Source organism: Caballeronia sp. GAWG2-1, assembly GCF_023631405.1.
In the GTDB taxonomy this organism is placed as follows: domain Bacteria; phylum Pseudomonadota; class Gammaproteobacteria; order Burkholderiales; family Burkholderiaceae; genus Caballeronia.
Genome location: NZ_JALQDD010000027.1, coordinates 386,353 through 409,688, shown reverse-complemented (window position 1 = coordinate 409,688; position 23,336 = coordinate 386,353). Strand labels below are relative to the sequence as shown.

Here is a 23,336-nt window from a genome sequence, read left to right as displayed (position 1 = left end):
TTCAGAGCGAAAGCATCGAAAGAAACGACATGCGCCGGATGCGCCAAGCAGCAGGATCGGGCCTAAAACGAATTGCCAACGAGGAGCATCGACACCATGGCAAAGCAACCGGTAAGCGGCAGCGGCAAGAGCAACCCCGAAGACGCAAAGTGCGTCGGCGCGTGCGATCCTGGCGAGCAGATCGAAGTCATCGTCATGCTGCGCCGCAAGGACGAAGCAGCGTTTGATCAGATGATGAAGCACATCGAAGCCGGCGACGCCCCGGCGCAGTCCGTGACCCGCGCGGACTTCGGAAAGCGCTTCGGCGCGTCGCAGGAAGACGTCGACAAGGTCAAGAAGTTCGCCGAGCAATACGGCCTCACGGTGGTGCGCGCCGAAGCGGAAACGCGCAGTGTCGTGCTCAAGGGCACCATCGAGCAGTTTCAGAAGGCGTTCGACGTGAAGCTCGAACGTTTCCAGCATCACAACATGGGCGAGTATCGCGGCCAGGCGGGACCCGTTCATGTTCCCGACGAAGTGCACGACGCCGTCACCGCCGTGCTCGGCCTCGACAGCAAGCCGCAAGCGCGTCCGCATTTCCGTTTCCGGCCGCCGTTCAAACCGGCGCGCGGCCTTACGGCATCGTCGTTTTCGCCGCTCGATCTCGCGCAACTCTATGACTTCCCGGAAGGCGACGGCGCGGGGCAATGCATCGCGATCATCGAACTCGGCGGCGGTTACAAGACCAGCGACCTGACGGCGTACTTCTCGAAGCTCGGCGTGAAACCGCCGAAAGTGGTGTCCGTCGGCGTGGACGACGCGAAGAACGCGCCCACGGGCAATCCGAATGGTCCGGACGGCGAAGTGACGCTCGACATCGAAATCGCCGGAGCGGTCGCGCCGGGCGCGCGCATCGCGGTGTATTTCGCGCCGAATAGCGACGCAGGCTTCGTCGATGCCGTCAATCGCGCCATTCACGACGACACCAACCAGCCGTCCGTGGTGTCCATCAGTTGGGGCGGACCGGAATCGAACTGGTCGGCGCAATCCATCGGCGCGTTCAACGACGTGCTGCAAAGCGCGGCGGCGCTCGGCGTCACGGTATGCGTGGCATCGGGCGACAGCGGTTCGACCGACGGCGTCGGCGACGGCGCGGATCACGTCGATTTCCCGGCGTCCAGTCCCTACGTGCTCGGCTGCGGCGGCACGAGCGTCGCGGCATCCGCACAGAAGATCACGAAGGAAGTCGTGTGGAACGACGGCAATCAGGGCGGATCGGGTGGCGGCGGTGTGAGCGGCGTGTTCGCGCTGCCTTCGTGGCAGAAAGGGCTGAGCGTCGCGCATGCCGGCGGCAAGACGACGGCGCTCGCCAAGCGCGGCGTGCCGGATGTATCGGGCGACGCGTCGCCGCAAAGCGGCTACGAAGTGCTGATCGACGGCGAGCAGACGGTCGTCGGCGGCACGAGCGCGGTCGCGCCTTTGTGGGCCGCGCTGATCGCTCGCATCAACGCGATCAACGGTTCCCCCGCAGGCTTCATCAATCCGAAGCTGTACAAGGCGAAGGGCGCGTTCCACGACATCACGCAAGGCGATAACGGCAGTTTCGCGGCAGCGGCGGGATGGGATGCCTGCACGGGGCTTGGCAGCCCGGACGGCGCGAAGATCGCGGCGGCGCTCAAACCCGCGAAGAGCACGAGTTGAGACGGGCAGTGACAGTGAACAACAACCACGATGACGATTCTGGAGCGTTCAAGATGAACTCCGATCCACTGGCAGCAGCAGGCGCAGACAAACCCGAAGAACCGGCGCACGGCAACGCGCACGCAGCGGCGAAGAAAACGCCGAAGAGCAAGGATCAGCCGTACTTCGATCCCGTCGCCTACGGCAACGGTCCCGACGATTCCGTCGAGGCGACCGAAGCCGACGAAAACGCCGCGATCACGCACCATAGCGTGACCGTGGGCGGCGAGAAGATCGCTTACACGGCCACGGTCGGCCACCTCGTGACGGTGGACCCGAGCAGCAGCAAGCCGGATGCGAAGATGTTCTATGTCGCCTTCACGAAGGACGGCGCAAAGGAAGAACAACGGCCGCTCACGTTCTTCTATAACGGCGGGCCGGGCTCGTCCTCGGTGTTCGTGCTGCTCGGTTCGTTCGCGCCGCGCCGAATCAAGACCGCCATGCCGAGCTTCACGCCGCCCGCGCCCTACGAGATGGAAGACAACGCGGACAGTCTTATCGACAAGAGCGATCTGATTTTCATCAATCCCGTGGGAACGGGATATTCCGCCGCCATCGCGCCGAACAAGAACCGCGACTTCTGGGGTGTGGATCAGGATGCGGATTCGATCAAGCAGTTCATCAAGCGCTATCTGACGAAGAACAACCGCTGGAACTCGCCCAAGTTCTTGTTTGGCGAATCGTATGGCACGGCGCGCAGCTGCGTCCTGGCGTACCGGCTGCATGAAGATGGCGTCGATCTGAACGGCATCACCCTGCAATCGTCGATTCTCGATTACCGCCAGGCGGGCAACCCCGTCGGCGCGCTGCCTACCGCCGCTGCGGATGCGTGGTATCACAAGAAGCTCGGCGTGCATCCCACGCCGACCAACCTCTTGAACTTTGCCGAGGAAGTCGCGGAGTTTTCGCGCTCGGACTATCTCAACGCGTTGCGCAAGTTTCCGCAGACCGACGATGAAGTGGTCGAGAAGCTCTCCGAATACACGGGCATCGACAAGGTGACGCTGCTTGCGTGGAGTCTGGATATCGCGGCTTACGACAGCCGTGGCAATTCGCTCTTTCTGACGACGCTCCTGAAGTCGAAGGGCGAATCGCTCGGCTCGTACGACGGGCGCGTGACGGCTATTTCGACGGGCATCGCGGGCAAGATCGATCCGAACTCGGGCGGCAACGATCCGACCATGACAGCGGTGAGCGGCGTCTACACGACCATGTGGAACAGCTATCTCAACGAGCAGTTGAAATTCACGTCCACTTCGTCATTCACGGACCTGAACGACCAGGCTTTCCTCAACTGGGACTTCAAGCATACGGACCCGACCGGCGAACAGAAGGGACTGGATTCGAAAGGCAACGTCGTGCTCTATACAGCGGGCGATCTGGCCGCCGTGATGGCGCTCAACGTGGATCTCAAGGTCTTGTCCGCAAACGGCCTATATGACTTCGTGACGCCGTTTTATCAGACCATCATCGACCTTCAGCAGATGCCGTTGATCAACAGCGTCGTCAGGCAGAATCTTTCCGCGGCGTTTTATCCATCGGGACATATGGTTTATCTCGACGGAGCATCGCGCACGCAACTGAAGGCGGATCTCGCGAAGATGTACAACGAGGCCACGTCGAACCATGCGGCCATGACGCGCATCATCTCCTTGCAGAAGGTAACGGCGGAGAAGGCATTGTCGCCAGCGAGTACCGGTGTCTGATAGTCACAAGCGGGCGAGGCTTCGGCTTCGCCCGTCGCGCCCCGCCGGGCGTCCCGCTGCAAGCGGAAACCCTATCTCCTTCGGGAACAAGGCTTGCGAATGGCCCGAGAGGCTAAAAGCAATCTTCCCCAAGGAGTCCCCTCAAATGGCAACAAAGAAGCAACCCACGAATAGCACCGCGCGTCCGCCTTCGCAGAGCCCGAACGCCGCGACCAACAAGAAGATCGAATCGCTCGAAGCCTTCCGCAGCGATGCAACGAATCAAGCCCTGACCACGAACCAGGGTGTAAAAGTCTCCGATAACCAGAACACGCTGCGCGTTGGAGCGCGCGGTCCGTCGCTGCTCGAAGACTTCATCATGCGTGAAAAAATAACGCACTTCGACCACGAGCGTATTCCGGAGCGCATTGTTCATGCGCGCGGTTCGGCGGCGCATGGCGTGTTCAAGGTGTACGAGTCGCAAGCCGACTTGACCAAGGCCGGTTTCCTGCAAGACCCGTCGAAAGAGACGCCGGTCTACGTGCGCTTCTCAACCGTGCAAGGCTCGCGCGGTTCCGCCGATACCGTGCGCGACGTGCGCGGCTTCGCGGTCAAGTTCTACACCGACGAAGGCAACTTCGATATGGTCGGCAACAACATGCCCGTGTTCTTCATCCAGGACGCGATCAAGTTTCCCGACTTCGTGCACGCCGTCAAACCGGAGCCGCATAACGAGATTCCGCAAGGCGCGTCGGCGCATGACACCTTCTGGGATTTCGTCTCGCTCGTGCCCGAGTCGGCGCATATGGTGATGTGGGCGATGTCCGACCGCGCCATTCCCAAGAGTCTGCGCACCATGGAAGGCTTCGGCATTCACACGTTCCGTTTCGTGAACGCGGAAGGCAAGGGGCGCTTCGTCAAGTTCCACTGGCGGCCGACCATCGGTTCGGCTTCGCTCTTGTGGGACGAAGCGCAGAAGATCGCGGGTAAGGATGCCGATTACCATCGCCGCGATTTGTGGGAAGCCATCGACAAGGGCAACTATCCCGAGTGGGAACTGGGCGTGCAGATTGTCGAGGAAGAGGACGAGCACAAGTTCGACTTCGATCTGCTCGATCCGACCAAGATCATTCCCGAGGAACTCGTGCCGCTCAAGATGATCGGCAAGATGACGCTCAACCGCAATCCCGACAACTTCTTCGCGGAAACCGAGCAGGTCGCGTTCTGTCCGGGACATATCGTGCCGGGCATCGACTTCACGAACGACCCGCTCCTGCAAGGACGTCTTTTCTCCTACACCGATACGCAGATCAGCCGTCTGGGCGGCCCGAACTTCCACGAGTTGCCGATCAACCGCCCGATCGCGCCGCTGCATAACGGTCAACGCGACGCGATGCATCGCCAGACCATCGACAAGGGTCAGGCTTCCTACGAGCCGAATTCGATCGATGGCGGCTGGCCGAAGGAAACGGCGCCGGCAGCATCGGGCGGCGGCTTCGAAACCTACACGGAACGCGTGGACGGCGAGAAGATTCGCGTGCGCAGCCCGTCGTTTGCCGACCATTTCTCGCAAGCAACGCTCTTCTGGAACAGCCAGACGCAACCGGAGAAGGATCACATCGTCGGCGCGTATTCGTTCGAGTTGAGCAAGGTAGAGCGCAAGTTCATCCGCGAACGCGAACTTGCTCTGCTCGCGAACATCGACGAGGTATTGGCCGCGCGCGTCGCGGAAAATCTCGGCATGCCCGCGCCCAAGAAAAACGCGAGCCCGGAGCAACTCGGCAAGTCGTCGGTGACGGAATCGCCGGCGCTGTCGATCATCGCCAAGGCCGTGCCGTCGATCAAGACGCGCAAGGTCGCGATTCTCGCCGCGAAGGGCGCGGACGCCGCGAGCATCAAGGCCGTCAAGGAGGCGCTTGCGGCGGGCGGCGCGCAAGCGCTCGTCATTTCGCCGACGCTCGGGTTCCCTGCCGAAGGTATCGAAGCGGACGCCACCATCCTCGGCATGCCGTCCATCATGTTCGACGGAATGATCATCGCGGACGGCAAGGCAAGCGCGAAGACGCTGTCCGAATCCGGCGACGCGCGTCACTTCGTGCTCGAATCGTTCAAGCATCTGAAAGCGATCGGCGCGATTGGCGACGGCGAGGATGTGCTTGCCGCATCGCATCTGCCTGGCGGCGATGAAGGCGTGGTCGTCGGCAGCGACGCGAAGACCGTCCTCAAGACCTTCATCGAAGCACTGGGCAAGCATCGCGTGTGGTCGCGCGCGCAGAAGGCGGAGTCGGTGCCCGCGTAATCGTCCGGCAGCACGTGTTTCGCGCCGTGCAACGCAGGGCGCGTGCGTGGGCGCGCCGGCGATAGGCGCGCCGGCGCGTTTTTGAGACACTGGCCGCACCGCTCGATTTCGGGGGTGCGGCTTGTTTCATTCTGCGATTCGTCGAGCTGACGGAACACGGCGACAGCGTTCGCGCCGTTTGCTGTGGACGCTTTGTGTGCTGCTCGGCTGGTGGCTCGGCGATGCCTTCGCGGCACCGCCGCTGATCGTCGGCGCGGTGCCGGGCATGGTGCCGCCGCTCGAACTGGCCGTGTCCGGCGCGCCATCCGATTCTTCGGCGTTGCGCGGCATTTCGGTCGATGTTCTGAACGCCATTTCCGAGCCGCTCGGGATGACGCCGCAATGGCGCCTGTATCCGGATCGCCCCGCGATGCTGGCCGCGCTCGAACGCGGCGAGATTGACATGGCGACGAGTTCGGCGGGCTTCGATGCCGGTGCGCCGCTCGAACTGAGCCATTCGTATTTTCCGGTGAAGCCGGTGTATTTCGCGCCGCTCGCGGCACATGCGCCGACGCATCGGCTCGCTTATGTCGACACGCAGATGGACCCCGCGCGGTTGCATGCGGCGTATCCGTCCTTGCAGCCGGAGGCGTATCCGGATGTGCTCGCCGCCGCGCTGGCCGTCTCGCTCGGCCGTGCCGACGGCTTCGTCGGCGACGTGACGACCGCCGTGTATGTCATCAGTCATCTGGACTTGCCGAACATCGGCGCGCGCGGTTTCACTCCGTTCGATGCAGACGGCTATCGCTTTGCTTTCGCAGCCAACCGGCCGGCCGCGCGCGCATTGCGTGAGCGTGTCGATGCCGCGCTGGCGCAATTGCCGCCGAATTTCCTGCTGACGATGAACGCGCGCTGGTACGTTTCGATGACCGCGGTGACGCTGGATCGTCCGCTCGACTTGACACCCGAGCAGCGCGCGTGGATCAAGGCGCATCCAGTCGTGCATTACTCGATGCTTTCGCAAATTCCGCCGCTCATGTTCCGCAATTCGCACGGCGAACCTGCGGGTCTCGCCGCCGACCTGCTCGATGTGATCTCGCGGGGAACGGGCTTGCGCTTCGAAGCGCGAATGCGCGGTTCTTTGTCTCAGATTGCCGCCGACTTGACGAGCGGTAAGTCCATGTTCACGCCCTACGGCGTTTCCCCCGCATGGCAACCGGTGCCGCTCACGGCGTCCGTGCCGTTCGGCGAGAGTCTGGTCGGCATCGTCACGCGTGCGGGTCAGGCGCCCCTGCGCGATGAGACCGCGCTCGCGAACAAGCGGGTGGCGCTCCCGGCCGGGATTTCGGCCCTAGCGTTGAAGCGCGAATTCGTGCGGCATCTGCGCATCGTCGAGATGCCGTCATTCGACGAGCAGTTCAGCGCGGTCGTGAACGGCGATGCCGACGCGGCTTTGGTCGATCTGACGCTCGCGAATTACGCGGTCGCCAATCCTTACCGCGGCAAGCTCGTGGTGAGCGGCGTGCTTTCCGGCAAACCGCTCGAGCAAGGCTTTCTCGTCTTGCGCAATGAGCCGATCTTGCTGGGCATCATCAACGACGCGATTGGCCATCTTCGCGCTTATCAACTCGAAGCACTGCGCGGGCGCTGGCGGCTTGGCGATCATCCTGAGACATTGTGGGAGCGCCGCCGTCCGCAAGTCGAGGTAGGCGCGCTGCTTGGCGGTGCGCTTGTTTTCGCGCTGATCGGCTGGGCGGTGTCACTGCGCACACAGATCGTGCGCCGGATTGCCGCCGAACAGGCAATGCGCGCGGCGAAGGAGGAAGCCGAAACGGCGAACCGCGCCAAGTCGACGTTCCTCGCCACCATGAGCCACGAAATCCGCACGCCGATGAACGCGGTGCTCGGCCTCATCGAACTGGAACTGCGCGCGCCCGGCGAGCGCGCCGCGACCGAACGCGCGCTCGGCACGGCGCATCGCGCGGCGGCGGATTTGCTCGGCATGATCGACGATCTGCTCGACGTCGCGAAAATCGAAGCCGAGCGGCTGGTCCTCACGCCCGCGCCGCTCGAACTCGAAACGTGGATGACGAGCGTGGCCGCGATATACGAGCCCGCCGCGCGCGCCAAGGGCATCGCGTTGATCGTGCGCCGCGCGGATTCGGGCGAAGTCTGGTTGCTTGCCGACGGGCAGCGTTTGCGGCAAGTCGTCGGCAATCTGCTATCGAACGCGATCAAGTTCACGGATATCGGGGCGGTGACGCTCGACTACCGTGTAGACGCGCCACAGGGCGGCACGCGGGCGCTGACATTCGCGGTCGCGGACACGGGCGTGGGCATCGCGCCCGAGCGGCAAGGCGCGCTTTTCACGCCGTTCGTGCAGGCACACGATGGCGGCGCGCGCCGCTATTCGGGCACGGGCCTTGGCCTCACCATCTGCAAGCGGCTCGTCACGATGATGGGCGGCGAGATCACGCTCGAAAGCGAGCCGGGACGCGGCACACGCTTTACGGTCTGCGTGAGCTTGCCGGAGGCATCGGCGTCCGAAGCGGGACGCGCGCCGGAGCACGCATCGGTGGCTCCGACCGGTGCGACGCTCGCGGGCTTGCGGGTACTCGTCGTCGACGATCATCCGGCGAACCGGATCGTGCTCGAAGGGCAGATCAGGCTGCTCGGCGGCGCGCCGCAATTGGCCGTCGATGGCCGCAGCGCGCTCGTCCGCTATCGCGGCGATCCATCCGCGTTCGATGTGATCCTTACCGATTGCTCGATGCCCGAAATGAGCGGCGAGGAACTCGCGCAGGCGATCCGCGGGGACGAAAGCGCGCGCGTGCAAAAGGCGCGGCCGTTGCCTGTCGTCGGCCTCACGGCGAACGCGCAACCGGAGGCGGCGCAACGCGCGGTCGCGGCAGGCATGACGATGTGTCTCGTGAAGCCCATCTCGCTCGACGGCCTGCGCGATGCGCTCGTTGCGGCGACCGAAGGTGTCGCGCGGCGAAGCGGGCCGGTGCGGGAGAAAGCGGCAGAAGTCTTCGACAGCGCGCTTGTCGCGAGTTACGGCGATCAGGCCGCGACGCTCGCCGGCACCCTCAAATCCGCGCATGCGCAAGACCTGATCGACGCCGAGACCGCGTTCGATGCTTGCGACCACGCGCTCTTGCGCGACATCGCGCATCGCATGAAAGGGGCGGCGTCGCTGGTCGGCGCCGTGCGCTTCACCGATGCATGCGTCGCCTTGCAGCACGTATGCGATCGCGCCATCGACGAAGACCGCAACGGCGAGGACGACGCCAGCATCGCGGTCGCTTACGGCTCCTTTCATGCCGAGGCGCTTGCGCTCGGCCGCGCGCTCGACGCCGCGCTTGCGTCTTCGAGTGCGGCGAGTGCGGCGCAGACCTTGCCGCACGCATCCACGGATCGGCTCGCGGACTTTTGAGCCACAGCGCGATGCACGCCTTTGGTGTGTTCTAATGCGATTGTTCAATATCTCAAAAATAAGCGGCGTCGCATTGGCCGCATGATGATTTGCACTTCCGAGGCATGGATCGAAGGGATATACCCATCTTCAAGCGACGCTTCGCGCGTCACGCTTATGCGACCGCTGCCGCTCGTCCCGCGCGCGCGGCGTTTGGCGCGCTCCTGATCACGCTCAATGGCGCGCTCATGGTGTGGCCTGCAAGCTCGCGGGCGCAGCGTCCCGATTGGCTCGATCCGCATGTCACGCAGTCGACCATCGTCGAGACGATCTGCGTGCCGGGTTATGTCGATCGCGTGCTGCCGTCGTTCGAGACGCAGATGCGCCAGAAAGAAAAACTGCTCAAGCAACGTGGCATCGATGCTTCGTTCGCATCCGAATATGCGCTGGATCATCGCATGCCCGTATTGCTCGGCGGCTTGCCCAATGCGCCCGCGAATCTCGATCTGCGCCGCTGGGAAGGCCGTGCCGGACAGCGCCGCAAGGAGCGGCTCGCGGTCTATCTCAAACGCTGTGTCTGCACCGGCGACATGACGCTGAAGGATGCGCAGTCGACTATGTCCGGCGACTGGCCGAACCGCTATCCGAATTTGTCCAGCATGACGTGCGGCGCGTTCTCGGGCCCATCGACGGAATGAACTTTGCTGCGCCAGATGCAACGAACGAAGCCGGTGCGCGTCTTTGCGTGCATCGGTTCTTGAATGTTCGGGGCTGGGCGATCGATATGGATCGCCAGGCTTGAGTCTGGTCAGGCAAGGCGGATTAATCAATGCATCTGGCAGGGAAAAGAGAAACAGCATTTGGCGCGAGAGCAATCGTCGTTGGAGTGGCTGCCGCGCTTGTGGCGTATGCGGGGGCGGTCGGTGCGCAGCAGGCGCGCCTTGCGCCAGAGTCCGCTTCGGCATCTTCTTCGAATGGAAGTGCGCCGTCGGGTTTGCAGCGAAGCACATCGCCTGCGAACGTGCTCCAGGGGCACGTTACGTCGACGCCCGCATCGCCGCCGTTGATTTCAGGCGCAAGCGTGCCATCGAGTGCAAGCGCGCCCGAACGCGCATTGCCCGGCATGCCGGTGCCGATGAAGCCGCAAGTTGCTTCGGGAGCTTCGGAGGCGTCGGCGGCCTCTGCTGCCTCTGCTGCATCGACCGTGGAACCGGCATCGGCCGCGAGTGCCGCATCGGAGGCCGAGGCGCCCGAAGTCCCGCTGCCGCCCGAACCGCCCGAGCCCAACTTGGCGCAACGCCATGACCTGCCGCCCGCCGGAGCCTTCGCCATGCGACAGACTTTCGCGAAAGAGGTGGACCGGCGTCTCAGCGTTTCCCAAGCGGATCAGCAGGCCTACGGTCGCGTGTTGCAGCATGCGCTCGATGAAAGCGGACATGGCGATCTCGCCAATGAGTTCGTCGTGCTGGTCGATCGCAGCGCGAACGTGCAGGCGCTCATGCTTTTCTTCCGCGCGAAGCCGGCCGATGCCTGGTCGCTGATCGGCGCATCGCCGGTATCGACAGGACGGCCGGGCACTTACGATCACTTCGTCACGCCGCTCGGCGTGTTTCAGCACGTGCCGGGCAACATGGATTTTCGCGCGGAAGGCACGCTCAACGAGTTCAAGATTCGAGGATACGGCGCGCGCGACATGCGCATCTACGACTTCGGCTGGGCCGATGGCGAGCGCGGCTGGGGCAAGGGCGGCATCTCGCCGATGCGCTTCCAGATGCACGCCACCGATCCGCAGAAACTCGAACCGCTTCTCGGCATGCGCCATTCGAAAGGCTGCGTGCGCATACCGTCGACGCTCAATACTTTCTTCGATCATCGCGGCATCCTCGACGCGCAATACGAAGCCCGTGCCGCCGAAGGTCAGTCGATGTGGATACTCAAGTCCACGCGTAACGCGACGTCCTGGGCGGGTCACTTTCTAGTCGTCGTCGATACGGCGAGAAAGGCGCGTCCGGCATGGTCGCCGGGTCCGAGGAAGGCGGTGCGTGCGAATATCCCGGCGGGCGCCGATACGGCCGATTGACGGCTATTTCGCCCGCGCCAGCAACACGCCCACGAGCGCCACCCCGAACCCCGCGATCTGCGCCGGCCCGAGCGTTTCGCCAAACGCCAGATAGCCTTCGATCGCGGCAAGCGGCGGCGCGAGAAACAGCAGCGCGGTGGCACGCGAGGCATCGCCACGGCGGACCATCCACACGAAAAGCGTGGTCGCGGCACCCGAGAGCATCACGATGCCCCATCCAAGCGAAACCCAAGTCGTCGCCGAAGCAATGAAGCGATGTTCCCCGAGCGCGAAAATCAGCAGCAACGCGACGAGCGCGGCGCCCGCATTCTGCAACGCGCTCGCGCTGCGGATATCGGCGCGTGCCAGCGAGCTCTTCTGATACAGCGTGCCCGCGGTAATCGCCAGGACGGCGAGCAGCGCCGCCATGACGACGAGCCAGGAAGGCGCGGCTCCGTGTGTCGGTGACGCATGACCCGTCATCACCTTCGGCGCAAGCACGAGCGCCACGCCAGTGAGCCCCAGCACGAGCCCGCTCCATGCACGCGGCGAAAGACGTTCGCCGAAGAAGCGCGCGGCAAACGCAGCGGTCAGAAGCGGTTGCAACGCGCCGAGCAGCGCCATGATGCCCGCAGTCAGCCCCTGTGCGACGGCCCAATAACCCGCGCCCAGATAAACGCCTTGCAGCAGCGCGCCTGCAAGCAGATGCCGTAGAACATCGGCGCCTTTCGGCCAGCTTGCCCGGCTTGCGAGCGCCACGACGACAAACAGCAACGCCGTGCCGCAGAAGCGCGCGAACAGGTACACGTTCGGATCGACGTAAGGGGTAATCGCGCGCGCGACGATAAAGCCTGTCGACCAGAGTAGGACGAAGACCGGCGTGGCCAGCAAGGAGAGCATCGTCAATCAGGCGTTTGGCGGAAAGGCCGAAGTATGCGGATGTGCGTGCACCGCGTCTTGTCCAATCCTGCACCGCTTACGGCATTCACGTGTCTGTCACACGGCTCTGCAATGCTTCGACACCAGCGCAGCACCCGAGCCGCGTCACCTTATCTCACCGGATCGATCACGAAATGACTCGCGACCTTCGCCTCGCACGCACGATGCTGCCGGCCATCGCCGCCTTGATGGCGTTTGCAACCTCGCCGGCACACGCAGCCGATGCCGTCGTCCTCTACACGGCGGACGGCCTCGAAAATCTCTACAAGGACGTGCTCCCGGCTTTCGAGAAGAAGGAAGGCGTCAAGGTCAATATCGTCACGGCGGGCAGTGGCGAAGTGGTGAACCGCGCGAGCGTCGAAAAAGATTCGCCCAAGGCGGACGTGCTCGTGACCTTGCCGCCGTTCATCCAGCAAGCATCGCAGAGCGGCTTGCTGCAGCCGTACCAGAGTGTGAACTACAAGAACGTGCCGGCTATCGCCAAGGCGAACGACGGCGCGTGGGCCACCTTCGTCAACAACTACTTTTCTTTCGCCATCAATCCGGAAGTCACGAAGAGCGCGCCGAAGACCTTCGCCGATCTCTTGCATCCGAACTACTCGGGCAGGATCGCATATTCGAATCCGGCGACGGCGGGCGACGGCATGGCGGTCATCATCCTGACGTCGGCCCTGATGGGCGAAGACAAAGCGTTCGATTATCTGAAGTCGCTCGAACGAAGCGCGAAGTTCCATACCAAGGGCACGGGTTATCTCGATGTGCTGCTCTCGCGTAACGAGATCGCCTTCGCCAATGGCGACCTGCAAATGGATCTCGACGATGCCGCGAACGGCGGTCTGTCCATCAAGCCGCTTTTCCTGTCGCATCAGAACGGCGACGCGCCCACCACGTTCCAGTTGCCGTATGCAATCGGTCTCATCAAGAGCGGGCCGAATCAGGCAGCGGGCAAGAAGCTGATCGACTATCTGATGTCCGCGGAAGTGCAGTCGAAAGTGCCGGACATCTACGGCATTCCGGCGCGCACCGATGTCGCGCTCGGCGGCAAGAACGGCGAAGCGGTGAAGCAGGCAATTGCCGGCGTGAAGCTGATTCCGGTGGACTGGAACGAAGTCATGCAGAAGAAGGCTGGCTGGACCGAGCGCTGGAAGAACGAAGTGATCGGCCAGTCGGGCAAGGAGACCGAGGTCGTGAAGCCGAAGTCCTGACGTGAATACGTTTGCTCTGAGCTCGTCCGGAAATGCGCTCGCTCATGAACACGAAGCGCGATCCGGCGTGCATATCGAAGGACTCACGGTGCGCTTCGGCGCGCGCACCGTGCTCGATCAACTATCGCTGCACATCGAACGTGGCGAGTTCCTGACGGTACTCGGCAGAAGCGGCTGCGGCAAGACCACGCTGTTGCGCTTCATCGCCGGATTCATTCAGCCCGATGCCTTCGCGGGCGCGCTTTTTATCGCGGGCCGCGAACTCACGCATGTGCCGCCGCATCAACGTAATCTCGGCTTGCTGTTCCAGAGCTATGCGCTCTTTCCGCATCTTTCCGTATTCGATAACGTCGCCTTCGGCCTGCGCGCGCGCAAGCTGAAGACGGGCGAGATCGCGCGCCGCGTCGCCGATGCGCTCAAACTCGTGCAACTCGCCGATGCCGGCCACGTCATGCCCGCGCAGCTCTCGGGCGGTATGCAGCAGCGTGTGGCGCTTGCCCGCGCGCTCGTCATCGAGCCGGATGTGCTCTTGCTCGACGAACCGCTTTCGGCGCTCGATGCCAACCTCCGCGCGTCCGTGCGCAGCGAGCTGAAGGCGTTGCACGAGCGCTTGCCGAATCTGACTATCGTTTGTGTGACGCACGATCAGGACGATGCGCTCGTGCTGTCCGACCGCACGCTTCTTATGCGCGATGGCCGTAACGCGCAACTCGGTTCGCCGCGCGAGTTGTACGACGCGCCGAACGACGGCTTCGTCGCGCGCTATCTCGGTGCCGCGAATCTGCTGCCGCCGCGCGTGGTGTATCCCGTCGGCGACGCGCGCCACGACGAACGCGAGCGGCTTGCGTGCATTCGGCCGGAGCGCTTCTCCATCGTGCCGCTCGGCGATGGGCCGTTGCACGGCACGATTGCATCGGTCGAATGGTATGGCGCGTCGCTCTCGATTTCCGTCGCGCTCGATGCGTGGCCCAACGAGCCCGTACTCGTTTCGACGCAGCGCGGCCACACGCGCATGCCGGAAAAGGGCGCGCGCGTTTCCCTGACCTTCGAGGCTGACGATGTCGTCCTTGTCCATCCCTGAAGAGGCCGCCGGGCGAGCGCAGGACGGCCAGGCGACAATCGCCGCGCGGCGCGGCAAGAAGGGGCAATGGCAGTTGTGGTTCATCCTCGTGTTCGTGCTGGGGCCGCTCGTCGTCTATCCGCTCTCGCGCCTTGCCATGTTGAGCGTGACCGGGCCGCACGGCTTCACGCTACACGCCTACACCGCGTTCTTCGGCAATCCGGAGACGCGCGGCGTGATCGGCACGACGCTCGGCATCCTCTTCGCAAGCGCAAGTCTCGCGTCATTGCTTGGCGTCGCGCTCGCGTCGATGCTTTTTTTTCGGCCGTTTCCCGGCGCGAAGCTCGTCACGCGTTTCCTCGAGTTGTTCGTGGCGTTCCCTTCGTTCCTCGTGGCATTCACGCTGATTTTTCTTTATGGCTCGCAGGGTTCGGTGAGCATCGGCTTGCAACGGCTTTTTTCGCTCGATACCCCGCCGCTCGATTTCCTCTTCGGCATCGGCGGCGTAATTCTCGCGGAGGTCGTGTTCTATGCGCCGTTCGTGGTGCGCCCGACGCTCGCTTCATACGCCATGCTCGACATGCGTCTCGTCGAGGCCGCGAAAAGTCTCGGCGCGGGCGGCTGGATGGTCGCGACCAAGGTCGTGTTGCCGCTTGCGTGGCCGGGAATCGCGGCGGGCACTATCTTGTGCTTCCTCCTGACGCTCAACGAGTTCGGCATTCTGCTCGTTTTGGGCAGCGCACATCTCATCACCTTGCCAATTGCCATTTACAGCGCGGCGACCGTCGATCTCGACTTGCCGACCGCAGCGGCGGGATCGGTCGTGATGTTGCTGATGTCGCTCTCGCTCTATGCGCTTTATCGACGCTTGCAAAGACGCTGACATGCAACTTTCGACCTCGTTCAAACCTGGAAAGCCAGTCTCGCTGATGCGCGCGCTCGTTGCGTTCCTGGCGGCGCTCGTGTGCTTCTGGCTCTTCGTGTTGCCGGTGGTCGTGGTGGCGTTGTCGAGCGTCGCGTCGCACTGGTCGGGCACGATCTTCCCCGATGGCTTCAGCACGCGCTGGTTCGGGCGCCTCGGCTCCAGCGATTTCGACGCGCTGACGACAAGCCTTTGTGTCGGCTTCGGCGTCGCGATTCTCGGCACCGCGCTGGGATTGTGGCTTGCGTTGGCGCTGGAGGGCCGTGACCGGCGCAGCCTGGGCGCATTCGTCGATGCCATTGCAATGATGCCGAACGGCGTACCGAGCGTGGTGTTGGGCCTTGCGGTACTGATTGCGTATCACAAGCGTCCGCTGGACCTGTCTGGCTCGGCGGCGATCGTCGTCATGGTGCAACTCGCGCTGGTCTTGCCATTTTGTTACCGCTGCGCGGCGGCTGCATTGCGACCGGAATTGACGACCTTGCGCGAGGCCGCCGCGAGCCTTGGCGCGCCGCCGCGCATGGTGTTGTGGCGCGTGGTGTTACCGCAACTCGTCCCGGCGATAAGGGCGAGCCTGGCGTTGGGATTCGCGCTATCGCTCGGCGAATTGGGCGCGACATTGACGGTGTATCCGCCGGGCTTCGCGACCGTGCCGATAGTCGTGGTGGGGCAAGTGAATCGAGGGTATTACTTGCCCGCATCGGCGCTATCGCTGATATTGCTGGCGGCGTCGCTGGCGGCGCTGTTGTTGATAGCGGTCCACGCACCAAGACGAATCGATAGATGAAAACGCTACGGAAGCCGAAGCAAAGCCCAATGAAGAATTTGCCGGGCGCATCCAACGGCCGCGCGTCGCACTAAGCCGGAAGCACCAAGCGTTACACCGGTCAGACAATCCGCGAGACCAGCGAGTCCCATGAGCTCCAGGAACGGCGATTGAATAAGGCCGACACTTAGGCGCGTGCCGGCGTAGAACTCAATCCTGACCACGCGCCCGATCAGCGGGCAAGACGAAGGCTGCTTCTTCGGCGACTTTCATTGCAGCAACAAAAGAAGTTACGCCTGCCGGGGAGGCGGCTAGTGAACAAGACTGCAAGAGGAGATAGCAAATTTACCCGTCGCAGGGGCGGCGGCGACTGATTGAAACCGCAGGCCAAGAAAGCAAATTCCCCGAACCGGCAAGATCAACCGCCCACGGAAAATCAGGCGTCAGCGACCCACCGCATGTCATACCAAAAAAAATAAAACTGGCGTAACCTGCACCTTCAGGCCACGACCGCAACCCGCGCGAACAGGGAGCCAGCCAAGCCGCAGGCCAAAAAAGCACTGAACTCCCACCACGCTTTCGCTGTCGTTGCATATGTTGCAAATACCGGAGGTTTCGATGACATCCGTCGATCTGGAATTCGACCAGCTCAACAGCAGTGTCGATGCGCTACGGCGCTCCATCTCGAATCGCCTGATGTACGGCGTCGGCAAGGACGCGGTTACCGCGCAGCCGCGCGACTGGCTCAATGCGGTGGAGCTCGCCGTGCGCGACCGCCTCGTCGCACGCTGGATGCGCACCACACGGCAACAATACGAACAGGACGTGAAGCGCGTCTATTACTTGTCGATGGAATTTCTCATCGGCAGAACCTTCACCAACGCGCTGCTTGCGCTCGGCATTCATGACGAAGTCCGCGAAGCGTTATCGGGCCTCGGCATCGATCTCGCCTCGCTCGAAGACCTCGAACCGGATGCCGCGCTTGGCAACGGCGGCCTTGGCCGGCTCGCAGCCTGTTTCCTCGATTCGATGGCAACGGTCGGCGTGCCCGGTTTCGGCTACGGCATTCGCTACGAGTACGGGATGTTCCGGCAGACCATCGTCGATGGCAATCAGGTCGAAATGCCCGATTACTGGCTGCGCGCGGGCAACCCGTGGGAGTTTCCGCGCCCCGAGGTGACGTACACGGTGCACTTCGGCGGGCGCACGGTGCAGCACGACGATCGTACCGACTGGATCGATACCGAGCACGTCAACGCGATGGCCTACGACACGGTCATTCCCGGCTACGCCACCACCGCGACGAATACGCTGCGCCTGTGGTCGGCGCGCGCCACCGACGAGTTCGATCTATCCGCGTTCAATCAGGGCGACTATCGGCGCGCGGTCGAAGCGAAGAACACGTCGGAGCACGTCTCGCGCTTGCTGTACCCGGATGACTCGACGCAAGCCGGCCGCGAATTGCGTCTGCGTCAGGAATATTTCTTCGTCTCCGCGACGATGCAGGATCTGATCCGCCGCTATCAGCGCACGCATACGCATTTCGGACGTCTCGCGGAAAAGGTCGCGGTGCATCTGAACGACACGCACCCCGTGCTCGCCATCCCCGAACTCATGCGCCTGCTCGTGGATCGTCACGGCGTGCCGTGGGACAAGGCGTGGAAGCTGATTCAGCAGATGTTCTCCTACACGAATCACACGTTGATGCCCGAAGCGCTCGAAACGTGGGATGTCGAAATGTTGTCGCGTCTGTTGCCGCGGCATCTGGAGATCATCTTCGAGATCAACGCGCAGTTCCTGAAGCAAGTGACCGAGAAGTTCGGCCGCGACGTGGAACTGATCCGCCGCATTTCGCTCGTCGATGAATACGGCCAGCGGCGCGTGCGGATGGCGCATCTGGCGATCGTCGCGAGTCACAAGGTGAATGGCGTCTCGAAGCTGCATTCGCAACTGATGACGCAGAACATTTTCGCCGACTTCGCGCGCATGTACCCGGAGCGCTTCACCAATGTGACGAACGGCATTACGCCGCGTCGCTGGCTCGCGCAAGCGAGTCCGTCGCTGTCATCGCTCATCGACAAGCGGCTTGGACCGCGCTGGCGCAGCGACTTGTTCGAACTCGGCCGGCTGCGCGAATGGCGCGACGACCCCGAGTTCCAGAAGGCGTTTCAGGACGCGAAGTTCGCCAACAAGCTGCGCCTCGTCGAGCGCGCCAAACGCGAAGCCAACGCGATCATCAATCCTGAAGCGCTGTTCGACTTGCAGGTGAAGCGCATCCACGAATACAAGCGGCAGTTGCTCAACATCTTGTATACGATCGTGCGCTACAACCGTATTCGCGAGAATCCCGAGCAGGACTGGACGCCGCGTGTGGTCATGTTCGCGGGCAAGGCGGCTTCGGCCTACAAGATGGCGAAGAGCATCATCAAGCTCATCAACGATGTCGCGAAGAAGATCAACGCGGACCCGCTCGTCGGCGACAGGCTCAAGGTAGGCTTCGTCCCGAACTACGGCGTGAGCGTGGCGGAGCTCATCATTCCCGCCGCGAACTTATCGCAGCAGATTTCGATGGCCGGCACCGAGGCATCGGGCACCGGCAACATGAAGCTTGCGTTGAACGGCGCGCTGACCATCGGCACGCTGGATGGCGCGAACATCGAAATTTGCGACGCGGTGGGCCGCGAAAACATCTTCATCTTCGGCAACACGACCGACGAGATCGAAACGCTGCGGGCGGCGGGCTACAGGCCACGGCAAATCTACGAGGACAATCCGGAGCTCAAGGTGGCGCTGGACCAGATTCGCCTCGGACACTTCTCGCCGGAAGAGCCGCACCGTTTCTACGACATCTTTCATACGCTCGTGGATTGGGGCGATCACTACATGGTGCTCGCGGACTTCGACAGCTTCGACAAGACGCAAACCGAGGTCGATCTCAAGTACCGAGATAAGGAAGCGTGGACGAAGAGCGCGATCGAGAACGTCGCCGGAATGGGGATATTTTCATCAGACCGGACCATCGCGGAATATGCCCGCGATATCTGGCACGTCGAGCCGCTGAACTTGACTTGACGATGGCTTGAACTGAAGTATGTGCCGCGCGCGGGTACGTCCCGCGCGTGTTCTTTTGTAGCGGCGTCAGGCTTGCGGCTTTGCGGCCGCTGTCTGCGCGTGTTTCGCGACCGCGTCGCCGACCAGCGCGGCCACGCGATCCGCAAATTCCTCGTCTTTCGTGATGATGACTTCGCGCTCGCCTTCGGGCGTTGCGACCATCAATTGATAGATCACGTCCTGCGTGATCCACGACAGATAGCCGACCACGGCCACCATGATGCCGAGTACGAGCGCCGGCCCCGAACCCGTTGCGATGCCCACGCCGATTCCCGCGAGCCCGATCAGCGCAAGGATGATCGGCAGCGGCTTCTTGCGCGATATCTTCACGACCCGCGCGGCGCGCAGATCGCGCAGCGGAATCAACTGGCCCGAGGCCGACAGGCCGACGCGCGAGAGCGTGACGCCGCGTTCGTTGAACGGTGTATCCATATGCAATTGAGATCGAAAATTGACGGCAGCTAAACCGCGCAGATTACCAGACCGCGCGCCGCGATGACACGCATCGCATTGACGAAACGCATGTGGACGCTTGCGTATCGGATATTTCCGATATATGATTCGCTTTAAGACGATGCGGCGAAGCTTCCGCCGTCGGACGAACGAGCAACGAAATGGACATCGACGCAATTCACAAGGCCCTTGCCAACCCGCTTCGCCGCGAGATTCTCGAGTGGCTGAAGACGCCGGAGCTGCACTTTCCCGAACAGGAATTGCCGCACCTGCATGGCGTGTGCGCGGGGCAAATCGATGGGCGCTGCGGCATGTCGCAGTCCACCGTTTCGGCGCATCTCTCGACCTTGCAAAAAGCCGGGCTCGTCACCACGAAGCGCGTGGGGCAATGGGTGTTCTTCAAACGCGACGAAACGGTCATACAGGCGTTTCGCGATTCCATCGGGAATCTCTGAGCGCGGCAGCCCTTTCCACGGCGAACCTTCTTTACATTTCTTCAGGATACCTTACATCTATGCCGACTCTTTTCGATCCGCTCAAAGTAGGCGCGTTGACGCTCAAGAACCGCATCATCATGGCGCCGCTCACGCGGCAACGTGCAGGCGTGGAACGCGTGCCTAACGCGTTGATGGCGCAGTATTACGCCGACCGCGCGTCGGCTGGTCTCATCTTGAGCGAAGCCACCTCGGTCACGCCGCAAGGCTTGGGCTACGCGGATACCCCCGGCATCTGGTCGGACGAACAAGTCGAAGGCTGGAAGCTCGTGACGCACGCCGTGCACGAAGCGGGCGGCAAGATCTTCCTGCAACTGTGGCACGTCGGCCGTATTTCGGACCCCATCTTCCTGAACGGCGAACTGCCGGTTGCGCCGAGCGCGATTGCAGCGAGCGGACACGTGAGCCTCGTGCGCCCGCAGCGTCCGTTCGTGACGCCGCGCGCACTGGAACTCGATGAAATCGAAGGCGTGGTCGCGGCTTATCGCAAGGGCGCGGAAAATGCGAAGCGCGCGGGCTTCGACGGCGTGGAAGTGCATGGCGCGAACGGCTACCTGCTCGACCAGTTCCTGCAGGACAGCACCAACAAGCGTACCGACGAATACGGCGGCGCAATCGAAAACCGCGCGCGTCTCATGCTCGAAGTGGTCGATCAATGTATCGACGTATGGGGCGCGGATCGCGTGGGCGTGCATCTGGCGCCGCGCGCCGATTCGCACAGCATGGGCGACAGCGACCGCGCCGCGACCTTCGGTTACGTCGCACGCGAACTCGGCAAGCGCAACGTGGCGTTCATCGCCGCGCGCGAGTCGGAAGGCGCCGACAGTCTCGGGCCGCAACTGAAGAAGGCGTTTGGCGGCGTGTATATCGCCAACGAAGGCTTCACCAAGCAAAGCGCGGAAGCGGCAATCGAGCGCGGCGACGCCGATGCGGTCGCGTGGGGCAAGCCGTTCATCGCGAATGCGGATCTCGTGCGACGCTTCGAACTCGACGCGCCGCTCAACGCGCCGGACACCTCGACGTTCTATTCAGCAGGCGCGACGGGCTATACGGATTATCCGTTGCTCGAAACCACCGAGTAAGTTGCAACGCGTCGGACAGAACGCAGCAAGCATTTCGGTTCCATGGAAACAGCGGCTTCGGCCGCTGTTTTTTTTCGTCCGCACGATCGGCCGGGGACGGTTCGAATCGACTCGTGCAACGCCCGCAACGAGCAGGAGGGGCCTCCGAAACTATCGTTTTTTAGTTCAACTGCGTGGCGAAAATAGTGTATTGCTAGGCATCAGACAGCCGTGTTGAAGCCTCTTTTTTCGCCGTGACGCATGCGCCAATTCTCTGTGCGTCATCCGTTTGCAGATCGCGATTCGTGCCCATGAACCGTTCGATGCAACTCGATTTTCTCTCGCAAGCACTCGCCCGTATTGCGGCAACGGGGAGCGCATCGTTGCAGGTCATTCGTTTTCCTTCATTCCTTCCTTGCCCAAGAAGCATGTAACGGTCGCGGGGCTGATCCCCGAGAGGAGTGCACATGTCCTGGTTCACAGCAACGCTGCACAGCTATCCCGAGATAGCCATCTTTCTTTCGCTGGGTATCGGTTATTGGTTCGGCGGCAAGAGCTTCAAGGGCTTCAGCCTCGGCGCGGTAACGTCTACCTTGCTGGCCGCCATCGCGATCGGGCAGCTCGGCATCACTATCTCGCCGAACGTCAAATCCGTCTTCTTCCTGATGTTCCTGTTCGCGGTCGGTTACGGCGTGGGTCCGCAGTTCGTGCGCGGCATCGCCAAGGACGGCTTGCCGCAGGCCATCTTCTCCGTCATTCAGTCCGTGCTGTGCCTCGCCTTTCCGTATCTTGCGGCGAAACTGGCCGGATACGACGTCGGTTCGGCGGCGGGACTTTTCGCGGGATCGCAGACCATCTCCGCTTCGATGGGCCTCGCCACCGACGCCATCAACCGGCTCGGCCTGGCGCCGAACGACGCCAAGGTATTGCTCGACGCGATGCCGACCGCCTACGCCGTCACGTACATCTACGGCACGATCGGTTCGGCGATGATCCTTGCGCTGCTCGGGCCGAAGCTGCTCAACATCGACCTCGTGGCGGCCTGCCAGCAGTACGAGGAAGAGATGGGCGGTAGCGGCGAACTGGGCGGCGCGGGCAGCGGCTGGCATCAGTTCGCGCTTCGCGCGTATCGCATTGGCGAAGAGGGGCGTGTGGTCGGCATGAAGGTCGGCGAAGCGGAGGCGCTCGAACCTGCAGGCGTGCGGCTTTTCATCGAACGAATCCGGCGTGGCGGGACGATTCAAGAAGCCAAGGTCGACGACGTCCTGCTAGCGGGCGATGTCGTCGCCGTCGTCGGACGACGCGAGCATCTCGTGAATCTGCTGGGCGGCGTGGCAACCGAAGTGGACGATGCCGAACTGCTCGCCGTGCCGGTGGAAGGCGTCGATGTCTACGTGACGAGCAAGGCCGTCGACGGCAAGACGCTGGAGGAACTCTCGCAGTTGCCCGGCGCGCGCGGCGTGTTCCTGCGCAAGATCAAGCGCGGCGCGACCGAAACGGCCATCCCCGTGTTGCCGAGCACCAAGCTGCATCGCGGCGACACCATCACGCTCGTCGGCCGCACGCAGGATACGTCGGCCGTGGCGAAAGCGGTCGGCGTGATCGACCGTCCGACCGATGCCGCCGACATGGCCTTCGTCGGCCTCGCGATCACGCTGGGCGCGCTGATCGGCGCAGTCGTGATCCGCTTCGGCGCGATTCCCATCACCTTGTCCACGGCGGGCGGCGCGCTGATCGCGGGCATCGTGTTCGGCTGGCTGCGCGCGATCCATCCGACCTTCGGCCGCATTCCGGGGCCCACCATCTGGTTCATGAATTCGGTCGGGCTTAATGTGTTCATCGCGGTGGTCGGCATCTCGGCGGGACCGGGCTTCGTCGCGGGTCTGCAGAAGCTCGGCGTGAGCCTCTTTCTGTGGGGCATCTTCGCGTCGTCGGTGCCGCTCATCATCGGCATGTATATCGCCAAGTACGTGTTCAAGTTTCACCCGGCGCTGTTGCTCGGCATCTGTGCGGGCGCGCGCACGACCACGGCGGCGCTCGGCATGCTTTGCGATGCCGCGAAGAGCCAGGTGCCGGGTCTTGGTTATACGGTGACGTATGCCGTCGGCAATACGCTGCTCACGATCTGGGGCATGGTGATCGTGATGTTGCTGACATGATGCCCGAGCC

Annotated in this window: 16 protein-coding genes; 14 read left to right on the top strand and 2 right to left on the bottom strand. The window is 62.9% G+C overall.

From position 1 onward, the window contains the following. The first annotated feature begins 96 nt into the window (after nt 1-96). The 6 genes from NCR98_RS18315 (at nt 97) to NCR98_RS18290 (ending at nt 11,177) form a co-directional block, all read left to right on the top strand. Complete coding sequence (locus NCR98_RS18315) at nt 97-1,680, top strand: S53 family peptidase (RefSeq protein ID WP_250526875.1); 1,584 nt, start codon at nt 97-99, stop codon at nt 1,678-1,680. A gap of 53 nt (nt 1,681-1,733) precedes the next feature. After that, entirely contained in the window at nt 1,734-3,425 is a 1,692-nt protein-coding gene (locus tag NCR98_RS18310; RefSeq protein WP_250510226.1) for a S10 family peptidase, read from the top strand. 121 nt (nt 3,426-3,546) lie between these two features. Further along, on the top strand, nt 3,547-5,703 hold the full coding sequence (gene katE / locus NCR98_RS18305; protein WP_350029512.1) for a catalase HPII: 2,157 nt from the start codon (nt 3,547-3,549) through the stop codon (nt 5,701-5,703). A gap of 196 nt (nt 5,704-5,899) precedes the next feature. After that, on the top strand, nt 5,900-9,118 hold the full coding sequence (locus NCR98_RS18300) for an ATP-binding protein (RefSeq protein WP_250526874.1): 3,219 nt from the start codon (nt 5,900-5,902) through the stop codon (nt 9,116-9,118). A gap of 104 nt (nt 9,119-9,222) precedes the next feature. Further along, the gene (locus NCR98_RS18295; protein WP_244829310.1) at nt 9,223-9,795 is read left to right on the top strand and encodes a hypothetical protein; all 573 of its coding nucleotides are present in this window, start codon (nt 9,223-9,225) and stop codon (nt 9,793-9,795) included. Between the two features lie 383 nt (nt 9,796-10,178). Further along, nucleotides 10,179-11,177, top strand: coding sequence for a L,D-transpeptidase (locus NCR98_RS18290; RefSeq protein WP_502799764.1), 999 nt, complete (start codon nt 10,179-10,181; stop codon nt 11,175-11,177). Nucleotides 11,178-11,180: 3 nt separating this feature from the next. Here NCR98_RS18290 and NCR98_RS18285 read toward each other — a convergent pair whose 3' ends face one another. After that, complete coding sequence (locus NCR98_RS18285; RefSeq protein ID WP_250526872.1) at nt 11,181-12,056, bottom strand: DMT family transporter; 876 nt, start codon at nt 12,054-12,056, stop codon at nt 11,181-11,183. Between the two features lie 173 nt (nt 12,057-12,229). Here NCR98_RS18285 and phnS point away from each other — a divergent pair, with 173 nt between their 5' ends. The 5 genes from phnS to NCR98_RS18260 all read left to right on the top strand — a co-directional run bounded on the left by phnS (nt 12,230) and on the right by NCR98_RS18260 (nt 19,120). After that, entirely contained in the window at nt 12,230-13,300 is a 1,071-nt protein-coding gene (phnS, locus tag NCR98_RS18280; protein ID WP_250526871.1) for a 2-aminoethylphosphonate ABC transporter substrate-binding protein, read from the top strand. A 16-nt stretch (nt 13,301-13,316) separates the two neighbouring features. Next, nucleotides 13,317-14,381, top strand: a complete 1,065-nt coding sequence (gene phnT, locus NCR98_RS18275) for a 2-aminoethylphosphonate ABC transport system ATP-binding subunit PhnT (RefSeq protein ID WP_250526926.1) — start codon at nt 13,317-13,319, stop codon at nt 14,379-14,381. After that, a complete protein-coding gene (phnU, locus tag NCR98_RS18270) occupies nt 14,359-15,243 on the top strand; it encodes a 2-aminoethylphosphonate ABC transporter permease subunit (protein WP_250526870.1) in 885 nt (294 codons plus the stop codon). The genes phnT and phnU overlap by 23 nt, the downstream gene beginning before the upstream one ends. Nucleotides 15,244-15,289: 46 nt before the next feature. Then, on the top strand, nt 15,290-16,069 hold the full coding sequence (gene phnV / locus NCR98_RS18265) for a 2-aminoethylphosphonate ABC transport system, membrane component PhnV (protein ID WP_250526925.1): 780 nt from the start codon (nt 15,290-15,292) through the stop codon (nt 16,067-16,069). A gap of 597 nt (nt 16,070-16,666) precedes the next feature. Then, a complete protein-coding gene (locus NCR98_RS18260; RefSeq protein ID WP_244829319.1) occupies nt 16,667-19,120 on the top strand; it encodes a glycogen/starch/alpha-glucan phosphorylase in 2,454 nt (817 codons plus the stop codon). Nucleotides 19,121-19,186: 66 nt separating this feature from the next. Here the strand turns inward: NCR98_RS18260 and NCR98_RS18255 are convergent, their stop codons facing one another. After that, complete coding sequence (locus tag NCR98_RS18255) at nt 19,187-19,591, bottom strand: DUF6232 family protein (protein ID WP_244829320.1); 405 nt, start codon at nt 19,589-19,591, stop codon at nt 19,187-19,189. A gap of 182 nt (nt 19,592-19,773) precedes the next feature. On the opposite strand from NCR98_RS18255, the gene NCR98_RS18250 reads away from it, so the two are divergent. From NCR98_RS18250 to aspT, 3 genes are all read left to right on the top strand, one after another. Then, on the top strand, nt 19,774-20,067 hold the full coding sequence (locus NCR98_RS18250) for an ArsR/SmtB family transcription factor (RefSeq protein ID WP_244829321.1): 294 nt from the start codon (nt 19,774-19,776) through the stop codon (nt 20,065-20,067). 59 nt (nt 20,068-20,126) lie between these two features. Continuing rightward, nucleotides 20,127-21,188: an alkene reductase gene (locus tag NCR98_RS18245; protein ID WP_244829322.1), complete on the top strand. Its 1,062-nt coding sequence runs from the start codon at nt 20,127-20,129 to the stop codon at nt 21,186-21,188. Between the two features lie 446 nt (nt 21,189-21,634). Beyond that, nucleotides 21,635-23,326 carry an aspartate-alanine antiporter gene (gene aspT / locus NCR98_RS18240; protein ID WP_250526869.1) on the top strand — a complete coding sequence of 564 codons (1,692 nt, stop codon included), beginning with the start codon at nt 21,635-21,637 and terminating at the stop codon, nt 23,324-23,326. Nucleotides 23,327-23,336: the final 10 nt, after the last annotated feature.

Bases quoted from the DNA above. Each gene is read 5' to 3' on its own strand.
- phnV (WP_250526925.1), top strand. From the start codon at position 15,290: ATGCGCGCGCTCGTTGCGTTCCTGGCGGCGCTCGTGTGCTTCTGGCTC.
- NCR98_RS18250 (WP_244829321.1), top strand. From the start codon at position 19,774: ATGGACATCGACGCAATTCACAAGGCCCTTGCCAACCCGCTTCGCCGC.
- phnU (WP_250526870.1), top strand. From the start codon at position 14,359: ATGTCGTCCTTGTCCATCCCTGAAGAGGCCGCCGGGCGAGCGCAGGAC.
- phnS (WP_250526871.1), top strand. From the start codon at position 12,230: ATGACTCGCGACCTTCGCCTCGCACGCACGATGCTGCCGGCCATCGCC.
- aspT (WP_250526869.1), top strand. From the start codon at position 21,635: ATGTCCTGGTTCACAGCAACGCTGCACAGCTATCCCGAGATAGCCATC.
- NCR98_RS18315 (WP_250526875.1), top strand. From the start codon at position 97: ATGGCAAAGCAACCGGTAAGCGGCAGCGGCAAGAGCAACCCCGAAGAC.
- NCR98_RS18295 (WP_244829310.1), top strand. From the start codon at position 9,223: ATGGATCGAAGGGATATACCCATCTTCAAGCGACGCTTCGCGCGTCAC.
- NCR98_RS18260 (WP_244829319.1), top strand. From the start codon at position 16,667: ATGACATCCGTCGATCTGGAATTCGACCAGCTCAACAGCAGTGTCGAT.
- NCR98_RS18285 (WP_250526872.1), bottom strand. From the start codon at position 12,056: ATGCTCTCCTTGCTGGCCACGCCGGTCTTCGTCCTACTCTGGTCGACA.
- NCR98_RS18245 (WP_244829322.1), top strand. From the start codon at position 20,127: ATGCCGACTCTTTTCGATCCGCTCAAAGTAGGCGCGTTGACGCTCAAG.
- NCR98_RS18310 (WP_250510226.1), top strand. From the start codon at position 1,734: ATGAACTCCGATCCACTGGCAGCAGCAGGCGCAGACAAACCCGAAGAA.
- NCR98_RS18255 (WP_244829320.1), bottom strand. From the start codon at position 19,591: ATGGATACACCGTTCAACGAACGCGGCGTCACGCTCTCGCGCGTCGGC.